The organism is Microbacterium sp. K36, assembly GCF_004794355.1.
Lineage (GTDB): Bacteria > Actinomycetota > Actinomycetes > Actinomycetales > Microbacteriaceae > Microbacterium > Microbacterium paraoxydans_D.
The window spans coordinates 1-15,836 of record NZ_SSDN01000042.1; the positions used below are offsets into that span (position 1 = coordinate 1).

At 71.2% G+C, this 15,836-nt stretch carries 14 protein-coding genes; 6 read left to right on the forward strand and 8 right to left on the reverse strand.

What is annotated here, in order from left to right:
- A partial coding sequence (locus tag DW296_RS02615) for an ADP-dependent NAD(P)H-hydrate dehydratase (RefSeq protein ID WP_136050970.1) occupies positions 1-707 on the reverse strand: 707 nt, incomplete at its 3' end.
- 56 nt (positions 708-763) lie between these two features.
- Here DW296_RS02615 and DW296_RS02620 point away from each other — a divergent pair.
- On the forward strand, positions 764-1,831 hold the full coding sequence (locus DW296_RS02620; protein WP_136050971.1) for an NADH:flavin oxidoreductase/NADH oxidase: 1,068 nt from the start codon (positions 764-766) through the stop codon (positions 1,829-1,831).
- 59 nt (positions 1,832-1,890) lie between these two features.
- On the opposite strand, the gene DW296_RS02625 is transcribed toward DW296_RS02620, so the two are convergent.
- The 3 genes from DW296_RS02625 to guaB1 all read right to left on the reverse strand — a co-directional run bounded on the left by DW296_RS02625 (position 1,891) and on the right by guaB1 (position 5,836).
- The gene (locus DW296_RS02625) at positions 1,891-2,952 is read right to left on the reverse strand and encodes a hemolysin family protein (RefSeq protein ID WP_136050972.1); all 1,062 of its coding nucleotides are present in this window, start codon (positions 2,950-2,952) and stop codon (positions 1,891-1,893) included.
- Positions 2,949-4,268 carry a hemolysin family protein gene (locus tag DW296_RS02630; RefSeq protein ID WP_136050973.1) on the reverse strand — a complete coding sequence of 440 codons (1,320 nt, stop codon included), beginning with the start codon at positions 4,266-4,268 and terminating at the stop codon, positions 2,949-2,951. The genes DW296_RS02625 and DW296_RS02630 overlap by 4 nt, the downstream gene beginning before the upstream one ends.
- 113 nt (positions 4,269-4,381) lie before the next feature.
- Positions 4,382-5,836, reverse strand: a complete 1,455-nt coding sequence (gene guaB1, locus DW296_RS02635; protein ID WP_136050974.1) for a GMP reductase — start codon at positions 5,834-5,836, stop codon at positions 4,382-4,384.
- Between the two features lie 161 nt (positions 5,837-5,997).
- Between guaB1 and DW296_RS02640 the strand changes: the two genes are divergently transcribed.
- Positions 5,998-9,681, forward strand: a complete 3,684-nt coding sequence (locus DW296_RS02640) for a multifunctional oxoglutarate decarboxylase/oxoglutarate dehydrogenase thiamine pyrophosphate-binding subunit/dihydrolipoyllysine-residue succinyltransferase subunit (RefSeq protein WP_136050975.1) — start codon at positions 5,998-6,000, stop codon at positions 9,679-9,681.
- Between the two features lie 62 nt (positions 9,682-9,743).
- Here the strand turns inward: DW296_RS02640 and DW296_RS02645 are convergent, their stop codons facing one another.
- The 3 genes from DW296_RS02645 to DW296_RS02655 are packed head-to-tail and all read right to left on the reverse strand — an operon-like array spanning position 9,744 to position 11,942.
- Complete coding sequence (locus tag DW296_RS02645; protein WP_136050976.1) at positions 9,744-11,045, reverse strand: GNAT family N-acetyltransferase; 1,302 nt, start codon at positions 11,043-11,045, stop codon at positions 9,744-9,746.
- A gap of 49 nt (positions 11,046-11,094) precedes the next feature.
- A complete protein-coding gene (locus DW296_RS02650; protein WP_025103064.1) occupies positions 11,095-11,340 on the reverse strand; it encodes a zf-HC2 domain-containing protein in 246 nt (81 codons plus the stop codon).
- A complete protein-coding gene (locus DW296_RS02655) occupies positions 11,337-11,942 on the reverse strand; it encodes a sigma-70 family RNA polymerase sigma factor (RefSeq protein ID WP_200839056.1) in 606 nt (201 codons plus the stop codon). The genes DW296_RS02650 and DW296_RS02655 overlap by 4 nt, the downstream gene beginning before the upstream one ends.
- A 123-nt stretch (positions 11,943-12,065) precedes the next feature.
- On the opposite strand from DW296_RS02655, the gene aroA reads away from it, so the two are divergent.
- The 3 genes from aroA to bcp are packed head-to-tail and all read left to right on the forward strand — an operon-like array spanning position 12,066 to position 14,939.
- Entirely contained in the window at positions 12,066-13,382 is a 1,317-nt protein-coding gene (gene aroA / locus DW296_RS02660) for a 3-phosphoshikimate 1-carboxyvinyltransferase (RefSeq protein WP_136050977.1), read from the forward strand.
- A gap of 3 nt (positions 13,383-13,385) precedes the next feature.
- Positions 13,386-14,456: a ribosome small subunit-dependent GTPase A gene (rsgA, locus tag DW296_RS02665; protein WP_136050978.1), complete on the forward strand. Its 1,071-nt coding sequence runs from the start codon at positions 13,386-13,388 to the stop codon at positions 14,454-14,456.
- A gap of 9 nt (positions 14,457-14,465) precedes the next feature.
- A complete protein-coding gene (bcp, locus tag DW296_RS02670) occupies positions 14,466-14,939 on the forward strand; it encodes a thioredoxin-dependent thiol peroxidase (RefSeq protein WP_136050979.1) in 474 nt (157 codons plus the stop codon).
- A 15-nt stretch (positions 14,940-14,954) separates the two neighbouring features.
- Here bcp and DW296_RS02675 read toward each other — a convergent pair whose 3' ends face one another.
- On the reverse strand, positions 14,955-15,341 hold the full coding sequence (locus DW296_RS02675; protein ID WP_136050980.1) for a hypothetical protein: 387 nt from the start codon (positions 15,339-15,341) through the stop codon (positions 14,955-14,957).
- Positions 15,342-15,571: 230 nt separating this feature from the next.
- On the opposite strand from DW296_RS02675, the gene DW296_RS02680 reads away from it, so the two are divergent.
- Entirely contained in the window at positions 15,572-15,820 is a 249-nt protein-coding gene (locus DW296_RS02680; RefSeq protein ID WP_017203224.1) for a WhiB family transcriptional regulator, read from the forward strand.
- Positions 15,821-15,836 lie beyond the last annotated feature (16 nt).

The window sequence follows — 15,836 nt, forward strand, 5'->3', positions numbered from 1 at the left end:
ACGGCCGCCGCGGCGGACTCGACGAGCGGGCTGCCCGGATTCGCGGCGATCACGGCGGCGACGATCCCCGCCAGCACGTCCCCCGTCCCGGCCGTCGCGAGCCAGCCGGTCCCCGCCTCGACGGCGATGAGCGTGCCGTCGGGTGCCGCGAGAACGGTGCGCGCGCCCTTGCGCAGCACCACGCCGTCGATCGCGGCGGACACGTCGCGGACGTCTGCGAGATCCTCCCCTGCCCCGTCGATGCCGACGCGCTCGCGCAGCCGCGCGAACTCCCGGCCGTGCGGCGTGGCGACGAACGGGGCGCGGGCGGTCGGCGCCAGATCGAGCGCTCCGGCGTCGATGACCACGGGCACGTCGCCGTCGACGATCTCGCGCAGCGCCTGCGCCTCCGCCGCGCTCCGGTCGTCCGGATCGGTCCCGGAGCCGATCACCCAGGCACCGATCCGCGTGCGTCCGGCGTCGGGCCCGCCGACGGTTTCCGGGCGTCGTGCCAGCACCGCCGCCACCGCCGACGGCGCGCCGACGTAGCGGACGAATCCGGCACCGGTGCGCCAGGCGGCCTCGACGCCCAGAACCGCGGCGCCGGGGTAGGCGGCCGATCCGGTGCGGATGCCCACGACGCCCCGCGAGTACTTGTCATCCTCGGCGGTCGGCGCGCGGAAGAACCGCGCCGCGTCGCTGCGGGACCACTCGCGCACGTCGCTCATGACTCCACGTTAGCCCGACGGCCCTCTCCCGTCCGCGCCGGCGGTACCGTCGAACGGTGAGTCTCCTCTTCTCCCCGCTGACCATCCGCTCCGCCACGTTCCGCAACCGCCTCTGGGTGTCCCCCATGTGCATGTACAGCGCCGTCGACGGCGTGGCGCAGGAGTGGCATCACACCCACCTCGCGCAGTTCGCCTCGGGCGGTGCCGGGCTCATCGTCGCCGAGGCCACCGCCGTCGTCCCGGAGGGGCGGATCTCCCCTCGCGACCTCGGCCTCTGGGACGACGCGCAGCGCGACGCCCTGGCCCCGATCGTGCGCGCGATCCACGACCGCGGGGCCGCCGCGGGCATCCAGCTCGCGCACGCCGGGCGGAAGGCCTCGACCTGGTGGCCGTGGGCCGACGAGCGCGGCTCGGTCCCCGCCGCCGCGGGCGGATGGACGACCACCGCGCCGTCGCCGGTGGCCTACGAAGGATTCGCCGCGCCGGTCGCGCTGGACGCGGCGGGCATCGACCGCGTGGTCGACGGGTTCACCGCGGCGACCAGGCGGGCGCTCGAGGCGGGCTTCGACGTCATCGAGATCCACGGCGCCCACGGCTACCTCCTGCACCAGTTCCTGTCGCCGCTGTCCAACCTCCGGGAGGACGAGTACGGCGGCTCGTTGGAGAACCGGGCCCGGCTGCTGCTGCGCGTCGTGGACGCGGTGCGCGAGGCGGCCGGCGACGACGTGCCGCTGTTCGTCCGCATCTCGGCGACCGATCATGCCGAGGGCGGCTTCACGCCCGAGGAGGCCGCGACGGTGGGCGCCTGGGCGACCGTGCGCGGCGCCGACCTCATCGACGTCTCCAGCGGCGGCCTCGTCGCGCACCAGCGCATCACCGTCTCCCCCGGCTACCAGGTCCCCCTCGCCGAGACCGTCCGCCAGGGCGGGCGGATCCCGGTGTCGGCCGTGGGCCTCATCACCGCCGCCGCGCAGGCCGAGCAGGTGCTCGTCGACGGTGCGGCCGACGCGATCTTCGCCGGACGGGAGTGGCTGCGCGACCCGCACTTCGCGCTGCGGGCCGCACACGAGCTGGGCGACGAGGTCGCCTGGCCGCCGCAGTACGAGCGGGCGCACTGGCGCTGACGCCCACGACGAAGGCCGCCGGTTCCCGAGGGAGCCGGCGGCCTTCGCGTATCCGGATGTCAGTGGCCGCGGACGCGACGGGTCGCGTCCTGCACCTCGCCGACGAGCTCCTCGAGGATGTCCTCCAGGAACAGCACGGCCGTGGTCTCGCCGCGGGCGTCGCGAACCTTGGCCAGGTGGCGCCCCGCCCGGCGCATGACGGCGAGGGCGTCCTCCAGGTCGGTGTCCTCCTGCACGGGCACCATGTGGTGGATGCGCTTGCCGGGGATCGGCTCGAGCACCTTGGCCTCGGCATCCGGTCCCTCGGAGGCCCGCAGGATGTCCTTGAGGTGGACGTAGCCGATGGGGACGTCCTCGTCGTCGACGATCACGTAGCGCGAGAACCCGTAGCGGGCCACCGCCTTCTCGATGTCGTCCGGTGTGGTGGTCTGCGGCAGCGTGACGAGGTCGCTCAGCGGCACGGCCACGTCGCGCGCCTTTTTGTCGGTGAACTCGACCGCGGCCGTCACCGTGCCCGCGGTGTCCATGAGCACACCCTCACGGCGCGACTGGTTGACGATGGTCGCGACCTCGTCGAGGGTGAAGGTCGACGCCGCCTCGTTCTTCGGCTCCACGCGGAAGAGGCGCAGCACGCCGTTCGCCGCCGCGTTCAGCAGCCAGATCACCGGCATGAACACCTTCGACACCCACACCAGCGGCGTCGCCAGCAGCAGCACGGCACGGTCCGGGACGGAGAACGCGAGGTTCTTCGGGACCATCTCGCCGAACACCACGTGCAGGAACGACACGATGAGCAGCGCGATCGTGAACGACACGATGTCCACCGCGCCGTCCAACCAGCCCAGCGCGTGCAGTGGCACGGCGAGCAGGTGGTGGATGGCGGGCTCAGAGACGTTCAGGATGAGCAGCGAGCAGATCGTGATGCCGAGCTGCGAGGTCGCGAGCATGAGCGTCGCGTGCTCCATGGCGTACAGCGCCGTCTTGGCCGGGCGCGAGCCGCGCTCCGCCTTCGGCTCGATCTGCGAGCGCCGCGCGGAGATCACCGCGAACTCGGCGCCGACGAAGAACGCGTTCGCCGCCAGCAGGACGACGAGCCAGGCGAGGCCTCCCCAATCGCTCACAGGGACACCCCCTCGATGACGACGGTGTCCGGTCTCGGGACGTAACGCACCCGATCCACCCGGCGTCCGTCCATGCGGACCACCTGCAGCGTGCCGCTCTCCAGAGGCACCTCGTCGCCGACCACCGGCACCCGCTCGAGGACGCTCATGACGTAGCCGCCGACCGTGTCGTAGACATCCCCCTCCGGCACCTCGACGCCCGCACGGCTGCGCAGCTCGTCCGGACGCAGCTCGCCGGGGAAGGTCACCCCGTCGCGGTTGCGGATGATGCCGGCCCTGGTCCGGTCGTGCTCGTCGGACACCTCGCCGACGAGCTCCTCCACGAGGTCCTCCAGCGTCACGATGCCCGCCGTCCCGCCGTACTCGTCGACGACGACCGCGAGCTGGTAGCCGCGACCGCGGAGGTCGGAGATGAGCGCGTCGACGTGGGCGGTCTCCGGCACGCGGAGCGGGTCGGTCGCGAGGGCGCCGACGGGCACCTCGGCCCGGCGCTCCCGTGGCACCGAGATGGCGGCCTTGAGATGCACGACGCCCGTGATGTCGTCGAGGTCCTCGTCGAAGACCGGGAAGCGGCTGTGGCCGGTGCGCCGCGCCAGTTGGATCACGTCGTCCACCGAGTCGCCGGCGGCGATCGCGTGCATGCTCGGGCGCGCCGTCATGACGTCCGCCGCCGTGAGCCGGGAGAAGGTGAGCGTGCGATCGAGCAGCGTGGCGGTGTCGGCCTCCAGCACTCCGGCGCTCGCCGACCGTCGCACGAGCGAGGACAGCTCCTCCGCGCTGCGGGCGCCGGAGAGCTCCTCCTTGGGCTCGATGCCCATGCTGCGCAGCACGCCGTTGGCGCTGCCGTTCAGCACGACCACCGCCGGCTTGAACACCGTCGTGAAGGCGATCTGGAACGGCACGACGAGCTTGGCCGTGGCCAGGGGCAGCGCCAGCGCGAAGTTCTTCGGGACGAGCTCGCCGAGGATCATCGAGAGCACCGTCGCGACGAACATCGCCACCACGGTCGCGATGGGAGCGACGGCGGCTTCCGGGATGTTCCAGGCGACCAGCGTGGGGCGCAGGAGGTTGGACAGCGCCGGTTCCATCGTGTATCCGGTCAACAGCGTGGTCAGCGTGATGCCGAGCTGCGCCGAGGAGAGATGCGTCGACGTGTGCCGCAGGGCGCTGATCGTCAGCGAGAGGCGGGACTCGCCTCGCGCCTGCCGCGCTTCCAGATCCGCGCGGTCCAGGTTCACGAGCGCGAACTCGCTCGCGACGAAGAGGCCGGTGCCGACCGTGAGCAGAAGCCCCACGCCCAACATGATGTAGTCCATCAGATCTTCCTCTCCGGGGAGAGAACGGGACGGTGGGGCGATGTTCGGCAACTGGGAGGGTCGTCCATAGTGCGCTCGATTCTACAGAAGCGGACTGTGGACGCGGCAGGTGATCACCAACTGACCGGCAGCGCCTTGCCCTCCTCGTAGCCGGCCGCCGACTGCAGTCCCACGAGAGCGCGGTCGTGGAACTCCGGCACGGTCGATGCACCCGCGTACGTGAAGGACGACCGCACGCCCGAGGTGATCATGTCGAGCAGATCCTCGATGCCCGGGCGCAGCGGGTCCAGGTAGATCTTGGAGGAGGAGATGCCCTCGGCGAAGAGCTCCTTGCGTGCGCGCTCGTAGGCGTCGAGCCGACCGAACCGCGCCTGCACAGCCTTGGTCGAGGCCATGCCCCAGGACTCCTTGAACAGGCGCCCGTCCGTGTCGCGCTGGAGCTCGCCCGGGGCCTCGATCGTCCCGGCGAACCAGGAGCCGACCATGACGGAGGCCGCACCCGCCGCGAGCGCGAGGGCGACGTCCCGCGGGTAGCGCACCCCGCCGTCGGCCCAGACGTGCGCTCCGGCCTCGGCGGCGGCCTGCGCGGTCTCCAGCACCGCGGAGAACTGGGGGCGACCGACGGCCGTCATCATCCGGGTCGTGCACATCGCCCCTGGGCCGACGCCGACCTTGAGGATCGAGGCGCCCGCGTCGACCAGATCCCGCACGCCGTCCGCCGTGACAATGTTTCCCGCGACGATGGGGAGTCCGAGCCCGAGGGAGGCGACCTCCTGCAGCGCCCGGAGCATGCCCTCCTGGTGCCCGTGCGCGGTGTCGACGACGAGCACGTCCACCCCGGCCGCCGCGAGCGCCTTCGCCTTGGCGCCGACGTCGCCGTTGATGCCGACCGCCGCAGCGACGGCGAGGCGTCCGCCGGCGTCCACGGCCGGCCGGTACAGCGTGGCGCGCAGAGCGCTGCGGGCGCTCAGCGTCCCGACGAGGTGTCCGTGGTGCACCACGGTGACGATCTCGACGTCCGCCTCGGTGATGACGTCGAAGGCATGCCGCTCGGAGCCGATGTCGTCCGCGTCGATGGACGGCGTCCCGCGGTGCACGAGGTCGCCGAGCTGCGCGTCGGGCAGCGCGGTCGCGAGGCGGGTGGCCGGGAGCACGCCGACGATGCGGTCGACGGGGATCGGCGCCGCGCCGTGGGCCACGACGATCCCATGGCCCGCCGCGGCGGGGAGCAGGCGGAGAGCGTCCGCGACGGTCGCCCCCGGGGGCAGCACGAGTGGCGTGTCCCAGAGCACCGGCTGCCCCTTCACGTCGCGGATCGCGGCGTCGAGCTCCTGGAGCGGGAGGTCCTGCGGCAGCACGCCCAGTGCCCCGCGGCGCGCGAGCACGGCGGCAATCCGCGGCCCGGTCACCGAGTTCATGTTCGCGGCGACGAGCGGCAGCGTCGCCGGCGTGCCGTCGTGCGGAGCGAGATCGACCTGGAGGCGACTGGTGACGGCCGAACGGCGCGGCACCAGGAAGACGTCCGAGTAGGTCAGATCGACGGTCGGCTGCGCACCTGAGAACTCCATGCCTCCACGGTACCCAGATCGGCGCGGCACGGGTCGGTCTCTTCGACGTCACTGCGGTCGAAACAGGTTAGGCTTGGTGGTCGAGAGTGTGCGGGCCCGAGCGCATCCTGCGTCGTGCGTCCGCATCGGAGATCTTCAGCGATGAAAGAGGGCGATAGAGCGTGTCGAACCAGGTGACCGGCGTCGGTGGCGACGGGGGGTTCGGAGCCAATTCCTGGCTCGTCGAAGAGCTCTACGAGCAGTTCAAGGAGAACCGCGACTCGGTCGACAAGGAGTGGTGGCCCATTCTGGAGAAGTACCACTCCGAGACCACCGCCGCCGGAGGCGCTGCCGCTCCCGCCGCGACCACGGCACCGGCGCACCCCGTGACCGCTCCCATCCCCGTGATCGGTGCACAACCCGTCGCCCGCACCACCGCGAAGCCGGCGGCCGCCGCGCCGATCCCCGCCCAGGCGCCGAAGCCGAAGCAGGAATCCAAGGAGACGCAGCAACCCTCCGAGGAGGACAAGGTCACCCCGCTGCGCGGTCTGCCGAAGACCCTCGCCGCGAACATGGACGAATCGCTCACCGTCCCCACCGCGACGAGCGTCCGCACGGTCCCCGCCAAGCTGATGATCGACAACCGCATCGTCATCAACAACCACATGGCCCGCACCCGCGGCGGCAAGGTCAGCTTCACCCACCTCATCGGCTGGGCGCTCATCCGCACCCTCGACGAGTTCCGCAGCCAGAACGTCTTCTACGCCGAGATCGACGGCAAGCCCTCCGTCGTGGCCCCCGCGCACGTCAACCTCGGCATCGCGATCGATCTGCCCAAGCCGGACGGCACCCGGGCCCTCATGGTCCCGAGCATCAAGCGTGCCGACACCATGACCTTCACCGAGTACCTCGCCGCCTACGAGGACCTCGTCACCCGCGCCCGCGCCAACAAGCTCACCGCCGCCGACTTCCAGGGCACGACGGTCTCGCTGACCAACCCGGGCGGCATCGGCACGGTGCACTCCGTCCCGCGTCTCATGAAGGGCCAGGGCTGCATCATCGGCGCCGGTGCCCTCGAGTACCCCGCCGAGTTCCAGGGCGCGAGCGACAAGACGCTCAACGAGCTGGCGATCGGCAAGACCATCACGCTCACGAGCACCTACGACCACCGTGTCATCCAGGGCGCCGGCTCCGGCGAGTTCCTGAAGAAGGTGCACGAGCTGCTGATCGGCCAGCGCGGCTTCTACGACGACATCTTCGCGGCGCTGCGCATCCCGTACGCACCGATCCGCTGGAACCCCGACATCGCGGTCGACCTCGCCGAGCGCGTCGACAAGCAGTCCCGCGTGCAGGAGCTCATCAACTCCTTCCGCGTGCGCGGCCACCTCATGGCCGACATCGACCCGCTCGAGTACCGTCAGCGCTCGCACCCCGACCTGGAGATCGAGAGCCACGGCCTGACGTTCTGGGACCTCGACCGCGAGTTCGTCACCGGCGGGTTCGGCGGGCGCCGCGTCGCCAAGCTCCGCGACATCCTCGGCGTGCTGCGCGACTCGTACTGCCGCACGCTCGGCATCGAGTACATGCACATCCAGGACCCGGAGCAGCGCCGCTGGTTCCAGGAGAAGGTGGAGGTCAAGTACCAGAAGCCCGGCCACGACGAGCAGCTGCGCGTGCTGCGCAAGCTCAACGAGGCCGAGGCCTTCGAGACCTTCCTGCAGACGAAGTTCGTCGGCCAGAAGCGCTTCTCGCTCGAGGGCGGCGAGTCGCTGATCCCGCTCCTCGACGAGATCCTCCAGGGCGCGGCCACGGCCGGGCTGGAGGGCGCCGCGATCGGCATGGCCCACCGCGGCCGCCTGAACGTGCTCACCAACATCGCCGGCAAGACGTACGGCCAGGTCTTCCGCGAGTTCGAGGGCACGCAGACCCCCGGCAACCAGCGCGGCTCGGGCGACGTCAAGTACCACCTGGGTACCGAGGGCACGTTCGTCGCCGACGACGGCTCGGCGCTGCCGGTGTACCTCGCCGCCAACCCCTCCCATCTGGAGACGGTCGACGGCGTGCTGGAGGGCATCGTCCGCGCCAAGCAGGACCGCAAGCCCATCGGGACCTTCGCCTGGCTGCCGATCCTCGTCCACGGCGACGCGGCCTTCGCCGGCCAGGGCGTCGTCGTCGAGACGCTGCAGATGTCGCAGCTGCGCGGCTACCGCACGGGTGGCACCATCCACGTGGTCGTCAACAACCAGGTCGGCTTCACCACGACGCCGAGCGACGCCCGCACGTCGGTCTACGCCACCGACGTGGCCAAGACGATCCAGGCGCCCGTCTTCCACGTGAACGGCGACGACCCCGAGGCCGTCATCCATGTTGCGCAGCTCGCGTTCGAGTACCGTGAGCGCTTCCACCGCGACGTCGTGATCGACCTCGTCTGCTACCGCCGACGCGGGCACAACGAGGGCGACGACCCCTCGATGACGCAGCCCCTGATGACCGATCTCATCCAGGCGAAGCGCTCCGTCCGCCGCCTCTACACGGAGTCCCTCGTCGGTCGCGGCGACATCACCGAGGAGGAGTACGACGAGGCCAAGGCCGACTTCCAGAACCGTCTGGAGATCGCCTTCGCCGAGACGCACGCCGCCGAGACCGGCGCGACCCCGATCGCCCCTGAAGAGGCCCCGCAGGTCGAGGACCAGGTCGGAGCCCCCGAGGTCACCGGCGTGCCGGCCGAGGTCATCCGCCTCATCGGCGACGCGTTCGTGAACAAGCCCGAGGGCTTCACGGTGCACCCGAAGATCCAGCAGCTGCTGGAGAAGCGCCTCGACATGAGCCGCAACGGGAACATCGACTGGGGCTTCGGCGAACTGCTCGCCTTCGGCTCGCTCTTGGTCGAGGGCACCCCGGTGCGCCTGGCCGGCCAGGACTCGCGCCGCGGGACCTTCGTGCAGCGGCACGCCGCGCTGCACGACCGTGCGAACGGCCAGGAGTGGCTGCCGCTGTCGAACCTGTCCGACGCGCAGGGCCGCTTCTTCGTCTACGACTCGCTGCTCAGCGAGTACGCCGCGCTCGGCTTCGAGTACGGCTACTCCGTGGAGGCCCCCGAGGCCCTGGTGCTGTGGGAGGCGCAGTTCGGCGACTTCGTCAACGGCGCCCAGTCGGTCATCGACGAGTACATCTCCGCCGCGGAGCAGAAGTGGGGTCAGCAGTCCAGCGTCACGCTCCTGCTCCCCCACGGCTACGAGGGCCAGGGGCCGGACCACTCCTCCGCACGCATCGAGCGGTTCCTGCAGCTGTGCGCCCAGGACAACATGATCGTGGCGCGCCCATCGACCCCGGCGTCGCACTTCCACCTGCTGCGCCGGCAGGCCTACGCCCGCCCGCGCAAGCCGCTGATCGTGTTCACGCCGAAGGCGATGCTGCGCCTGCGCGGCGCGACCAGCCCGGTGGAGGCGTTCACCGGCGGCCGCTTCGAGCCGGTCCTCGACGACGACCGCGGTCTCGACCGTTCCGCCGTGAAGCGCGTCCTCGTGCACAGCGGCAAGGTGCACTGGGACCTCCGCGCCGAGCTGGAGAAGAACCCGAACCCGCAGGTCGCCCTCGTGCGTCTGGAGCAGCTCTACCCGACGCCCATCGACGAGCTGAAGAAGATCACCGACTCGTACCCGAACGCCGAGCTCGTGTGGGTGCAGGAGGAGCCGGAGAACCAGGGCGCCTGGCCGTTCCTGGCTCTGGCCTTCGCAGACGTCCCCGGCGACCGTTCGTTCCGCCCGGTCTCGCGTCCGGCGTCGGCCTCGCCGGCGACGGGCTCGTCCAAGGTGCACGCGACCGAGCAGGCCGCGCTCATCCGCGCGGCGGTCACCCTAGGCTGACCGCCTCTCCGACGACGAAGGGCGCCCCGGCTTCGGCCGGGGCGCCCTTCTCGGTCCCTGGGTCAGTACCAGATGTCGAGGGACGGCGCCGGGAAGGCGACGAACGCACGGTCCAGTGCCTCGACGGCGTCGACCGGGCCCATGATCCGGCCCGCTCCGTGCAGCGCGGCGACGCGGACGCTGCCCGCATAGATCGACGAGAGCGCGGAGACGTCGAGGACGAGGTCCGCCTCGGCGCCCGGAGCATCCTCGATGTGCGCCTGCCCCTCCGCGTCGACGCGCAGCTGCCAGGTGCCCGCGGCGAATCCCAGGGCGTCCTCGATGCGGAGCACGGTGTCCAGGGGCGCGGCGTAGGTCCGGGCCGTGAGCGCGGCGGGGACGTCCAGGACGCGGAGCCAACCGTGGTCGTGCACCTCCTGGGTGACGCCGCGCGGATCCGCGACCAGCCACGGCAGGGCGTCGTCGAGCGGTCGGAGATCGGCGGTCACCTCGTCGACGAGGTCGTGCTGGAGCGCGAACCGCCACAGCGCAGCGGTCGCCTCCGCCGTCTCGCCGACGAGCAGGCGCACGTGCAGCGCGAACCGGAACGTGCCGCCGCGCTCGCTGAGGTGGAAGGCCATCACGCCGCGCACCTGACCGGACTCGTCGCGATAGCGGACGCCGCGCACCCGGTCCCGATCGGTGTCGGTGCTCGCGAGCCCGCTGATGCCCGCCCAGCGGGCCGCCCACCCCGGGACCTGACCCGACCGCGCGGTACGGGCGCGCTCGTGCGCCTCCGCCAGCGCCTCGGCGAGCTCTTCGCGCTCGAGGTACTCGACCCGACCAGCGGGGACGGGTCCCGCCCAGCCGGCTCGACGGACGTCCACCGTGAAGCGCGACACCGGTACGGCCGAACCGAAGCCGTACCGCCCGTAGATGGTCGCCTCGGACACCGTGAGTCCGGCGACCGGGAGGCCGGCGTCGACGGCGGCGCGCAGCTCCCCCTCCAGCAGGGCCCGCGCGATGCCACGGCGGCGATGCGTGCCGGCCACCGTGACCCCGCTGATCGCCCACATCCCGATCTCGCCGCCGGGGATGGTCAGCGGCGTCACCCAGGAATCGATGGTCGCCACCGGGAAGCGGTCGGCGGATGCGTCGGTCTCGTACACGCCGATGTTGCGCCGGCTCCTCAGGGTGCCGACGCCCTCCTCGCGAGCCGCCTCCGAGGGATCGGCGCCGAGGAACCCACGGGCCATGGCGCGCTGGAAGGCGGCGACCCGCGTCGCGTCCGTCGTATCCAGGACCCGATAGTCGAGGTCCTCCCCCGCGAGGCGGTCGACGGAAGTCTGGTCAGCGGGGATCCCGCGCGCATCGATGAGGGCCATGCACACAGCCTACGGGCGGTCTCCGACGCGCCGCGCGCCCGCGGACACCTCAGTGCTGAGCGGCCTGGACCTCGCGCAGCCGGGCGAACACCTGGTCGCGCAGCTCCTCCGGAGCGGTCTCCTTGCAGGCGCGGGCGATGACCTCGGTGAGGGTCGTCGCCACCAGCGCCTCGTCCCGGCACGCCGGGCAGTTCTCCAGGTGCTCGCGGATCTCGGCGTGCTCGGTCTTGCACACCTCGTTGCGGAGGTACTCCTCCAGATCCTGACGGGCCTTGTCGCAGCCGCAGTCGCTCATTTCTTGCTCCTCGGGTCAGCCGCGGCGATTCCCCGCTCCGCGGCGTAGTCGGCCAGCAGCTCCCGCAGCATCCGCCTGCCACGATGCAGACGGCTCATCACGGTGCCGATGGGGGTCTTCATGATGTCGGCGATCTCCTGATACGCGAAGCCCTCGACGTCGGCGAGGTACACCGCGAGCCGGAAGTCCTCCGGAACCGCTTGCAGCGCATCCTTCACGACCGACGCCGGCATGCGATCGATGGCTTCCGCCTCCGCCGACCGGCTGTGCGAAGCGGTGGTGGACTCCGCGCCGCCGAGCTGCCAGTCCTCGAGCTCGTCGATGGTGCCCTGGAAGGGCTCGCGCTGCCGCTTCCGGTAGATGTTGATGTACGTGTTGGTGAGGATCCGGTACAGCCACGCCTTGAGGTTCGTGCCCTGCGCGAAGGTCGACCAGGAGCCGTAGGCCTTGACGAAGGTCTCCTGCACGAGATCGGCGGCGTCCGCGGGATTGCGCGTCATACGCATCGCGGCGGCGTACAGCTGGTCCATGAAGGGGAGCGCCTGCTCCTCGAACTCGCGCCGAGGGTCGCCGACGGTGGCTGCGGTTGCGGTGTCGTCCATCACCGGCCAGTCTAGGCGGCTGAGGTCGATCACCTCGCGTTCCAGCGTCGCAGGCATCCTCTTCCCTTCGCATGGGGGCCGCCTCTCACGAGGACGGCCTTGCGTTTACTAAGGTGAGAACCGATGAGCGCCAAAAGGTATTCCCCCACCCGTGTGCAGGGCGCCTACCCCGCGCCCACGATCGACGGCCCGGTGCACGCCGAGCTCACGATCCCCGGCTCCAAGTCCCTCACGAACCGCGAGCTCCTCATCGCGGCGATCGCGGACGGCCCCGGTCGCCTGATCGCCCCGCTGCACTCGGACGACTCGCAGCGCATGGTGGAGGCTCTCCGCGCACTCGGCGTCGGCATCGAGGAGGTCGAGGCCGGTCATGAGTTCGGTCCCGACCTCGTGATCACGCCCGGCAAGCTCCGCGGCGGCACGACGATCGACTGCGGTCAGGCCGGTACCGTCATGCGCTTCATCGCGCCGTTGGCGGGCCTCGCCGAGCAGGATGTCCACCTCACCGCGCACGAGACGGCTCTGCACCGCCCCATGGGCGGGCTCATCAGCGCTTTGCGCGACCTGGGCGTCGACATCGACGACGAGGGCACCTGGGCCCTTCCCTTCACCATCCGCGGCCATGGCCACATCCGCGGTGGCCGCGTGGAGATCGATGCGTCGGCCTCCAGCCAGTTCGTGTCCGGGCTGCTGCTCGCCGCGCCGCGCTTCGACGTCGGCCTGCACCTCGTGCACACCGGCGAGCGGCTGCCGAGCCTGCCGCACATCGACATGACCATCGAGGCGCTGAGCCGCCGCGGCATCCGCATCGAGCGCCCCGCGGTCGGCGAGTGGCTGGTGGAGGCCGGAGTCCCCCGCGCCAAGGAGATCCCGATCGAACCGGATCTCTCCAATGCCGCCCCGTTCCTCGCCGCGGCCCTCGTCGCCGGCGGCTCCGTCGCGATCACCGGCTGGCCGGCGCACTCGACCCAGCCCGGAGCGCTGCTCCCCGAGATCCTGCAGGCGGCGGGTGCGCACGTCAGCCGTCACGGCGGGGTGCTCACCGTGCGAGCAGGTTCCGGAATCCGCGGACTGGATCTCGATCTCTCCGCCGCCAGCGAGCTCACGCCGACCCTCGTCGGTCTCGCGGCCTTCGCCGACGGCCCCACGACCATCCGCGGCATCGGACACATCCGCCTCCACGAGACCGACCGGATCGCGGCGCTCGTCGGGAACCTGCGCGCGCTGGGCGGGACCGCCGAGGAGCTCCCCGACGGCATCCGCATCGTTCCCGGTCCGCTCCGCGGCGGCACCTGGGCCGCGCACCACGACCACCGGATGGCGACGACCGGCGCGCTGATCGGACTTCGCGTCCCGGACGTCGTGATCGACGACATCGGGACCACCGCCAAGACCCTCCCGGAGTTCACCATGCTCTGGGAGCGGATGCTGCGAGGCTGACAGGTGAGCTGGCTGAATGACGCCGACGACCTCGAGGACGACTTCGAGGACTACGACGAGAGCAGCATCCGCACGCGTCCGAACCCGAAGGCCAACCGGCCGCGCACCAAACGCCGTCCTGCCCACGAAGATGCGCAGATCGGCCGGGTCCTGGGCGTCGACCGGGGCCGGTACTCCGTGCTCCTCGACGAGGACACCGCGCAGGAGCGCACGATCACCGCGGCCCGCGCGCGGGAGCTGCGACGCACGCCGATCGTGACGGGCGACCAGGCCCGCGTCGTCGGCGACACCTCGGGAGACGAGGGCACGCTCGGCCGGATCGTGGGCATCGTCGAGCGCACCTCGCTCCTCCGCCGCAGCGCCGACGACACCGACGAAGTCGAGCGGGTGATCGTCGCGAACGCCGACCAGATGCTCGTCGTCGTCGCCGCGGCCGATCCCGAGCCCCGCGCCCGGCTCGTCGACCGCTACCTCGTCGCCGCCCTGGATGCCGGCATCCGTCCGCTCCTCGTCGTGACGAAGACCGATCTCGCCGACCCCGCGCCGTTCCTCGCCCACTTCGACGGCCTCGACCTCCGGGTCTTCACCAGCGCGCAGGACGAGATGCCGATCGACGAGATCGGTGCTGCGCTCATCGGCCACTCGACGGTGTTCGTCGGACACTCCGGTGTCGGCAAGTCGACGCTGGTGAACGCCCTGGTGCCCACCGCGGGCCGCGCCACCGGACACGTGAACCAGGTCACCGGCCGCGGGCGACACACCTCCTCCTCCACCGTCTCCCTGCGCTACGAGAGCGCCGACGGCTCCGGCTGGGTCATCGACACCCCTGGCGTCCGCTCCTTCGGCCTCGGGCATGTCGACCCCGCGAACATCCTCGCCGCCTTCACCGAGCTCGCCGTCATCGCGGAGGACTGCCCGCGCGGCTGCACCCACCTCCCCGACGCGCCGGACTGCGCCCTCATCGAGGCGGCGGACCGCGGAGAGCTGAGCGAGACGGGACGCGCTCGCCTTGACTCCCTGCAGCGCCTCCTGCAGACCTTCGCGGACAAGGCGGAGCAGCCCCCCGGACGATAGGCTGGGTCCGTGACCGAACGCCTGGAAACCGGAACCGCCGCCCCCGACTTCTCCCTGCTCGACCAGGACGGGAACACCGTCCGCCTGGCCGACCTCCGCGGCACGAAGACGGTGCTGTACTTCTACCCGGCCGCCATGACGCCGGGGTGCACGACGGAGGCCTGCGACTTCCGCGACAGCATCTCGTCGCTGCAGGGCGCCGGGTATCAGGTCGTCGGCGTCTCGCGGGACGAGCCGGCGAAGCTCGCCGCTTTCCGCGACCGCGACGGTCTCACGTTCCCGCTGCTCAGCGACCCCGACCACGCGGTGCACGAGGCGTACGGCGCCTGGGGCGAGAAGATGAACTACGGCAAGCTCGTCGAAGGCGTGATCCGCTCGACATTCGTCCTCGACGAAGACGGCGTCATCACGAGCGCGCAGTACAACGTGAAGGCCACGGGCCACGTCCCGCGGCTGCGCAAGCAGCTCGGCATCGACGCCTGACGGGTCGGGTCCCGCTCACTCCGCTTCGCGGCGTGAGCCCTCCCGGCGTGCGCTGGCGACGAGGAGCGCGAAGCCGGCGACGGCGGGAATCCCGAGTCCGAGCACGAAGGCCCACGGGATGGGCGGCAGCGTGAGGGCTCCGAGCGCCAGGGCGATCGCGAGGACCTGGAACACCACGCCGCCCGATCGCGCCCAGGAGCGTCCGGCCCGGGTGCCGAACGCGAAGGCGGCGAGCGCCGCTGCACCGATCAGCGTCAGGACGATGAGAGCGATGGCCGTCGGCAGCGACGCGGCGTCCCCCGCCCCGAGTCCGGCCATCTCGATCGCGGCGAACACGAGCAGGGCGACCGCCTCGACCGCCAGGACGGCGGCGGCGGCGCGGGCGATTCCCGGTGCGCGCACGGGGGTCCTCCCGGGGATCGAATGACGAGAAAACCCTTGATTTCAGGGTATTCATGTAACAGAATAGAGAAAGTCATGTGCTCCCACAGCGGCGTGGGGCGAACGTTCGCGTTCGCATCACAATCAGCGGGCATCCGCCCGTATCTCAACAGGGTAGCGGAACCCGAACCGTCACCCGAATCGAGAGGTCGCATCGCGACATCTCATGAAATCCACACCGAGGAGCCCCCATGGACTGGCGTGACAAGGCCGCCTGCCTGACCGTCGACCCCGAACTGTTCTTCCCCGTCGGGAACACCGGCCCGGCCGTCGATCAGATCGAGAAGGCCAAGACCGTCTGCGCGACGTGCACGGTGACCGAGATCTGCCTGCAGTACGCCCTGGAGACCAGCCAGGACTCGGGCGTCTGGGGCGGGCTGTCCGAAGACGAGCGCCGCGCGCTCAAGCGTCGCGCCGCACGCGCCCGTCGCGCCTCCTGAGATTCGCGAAAGCGGC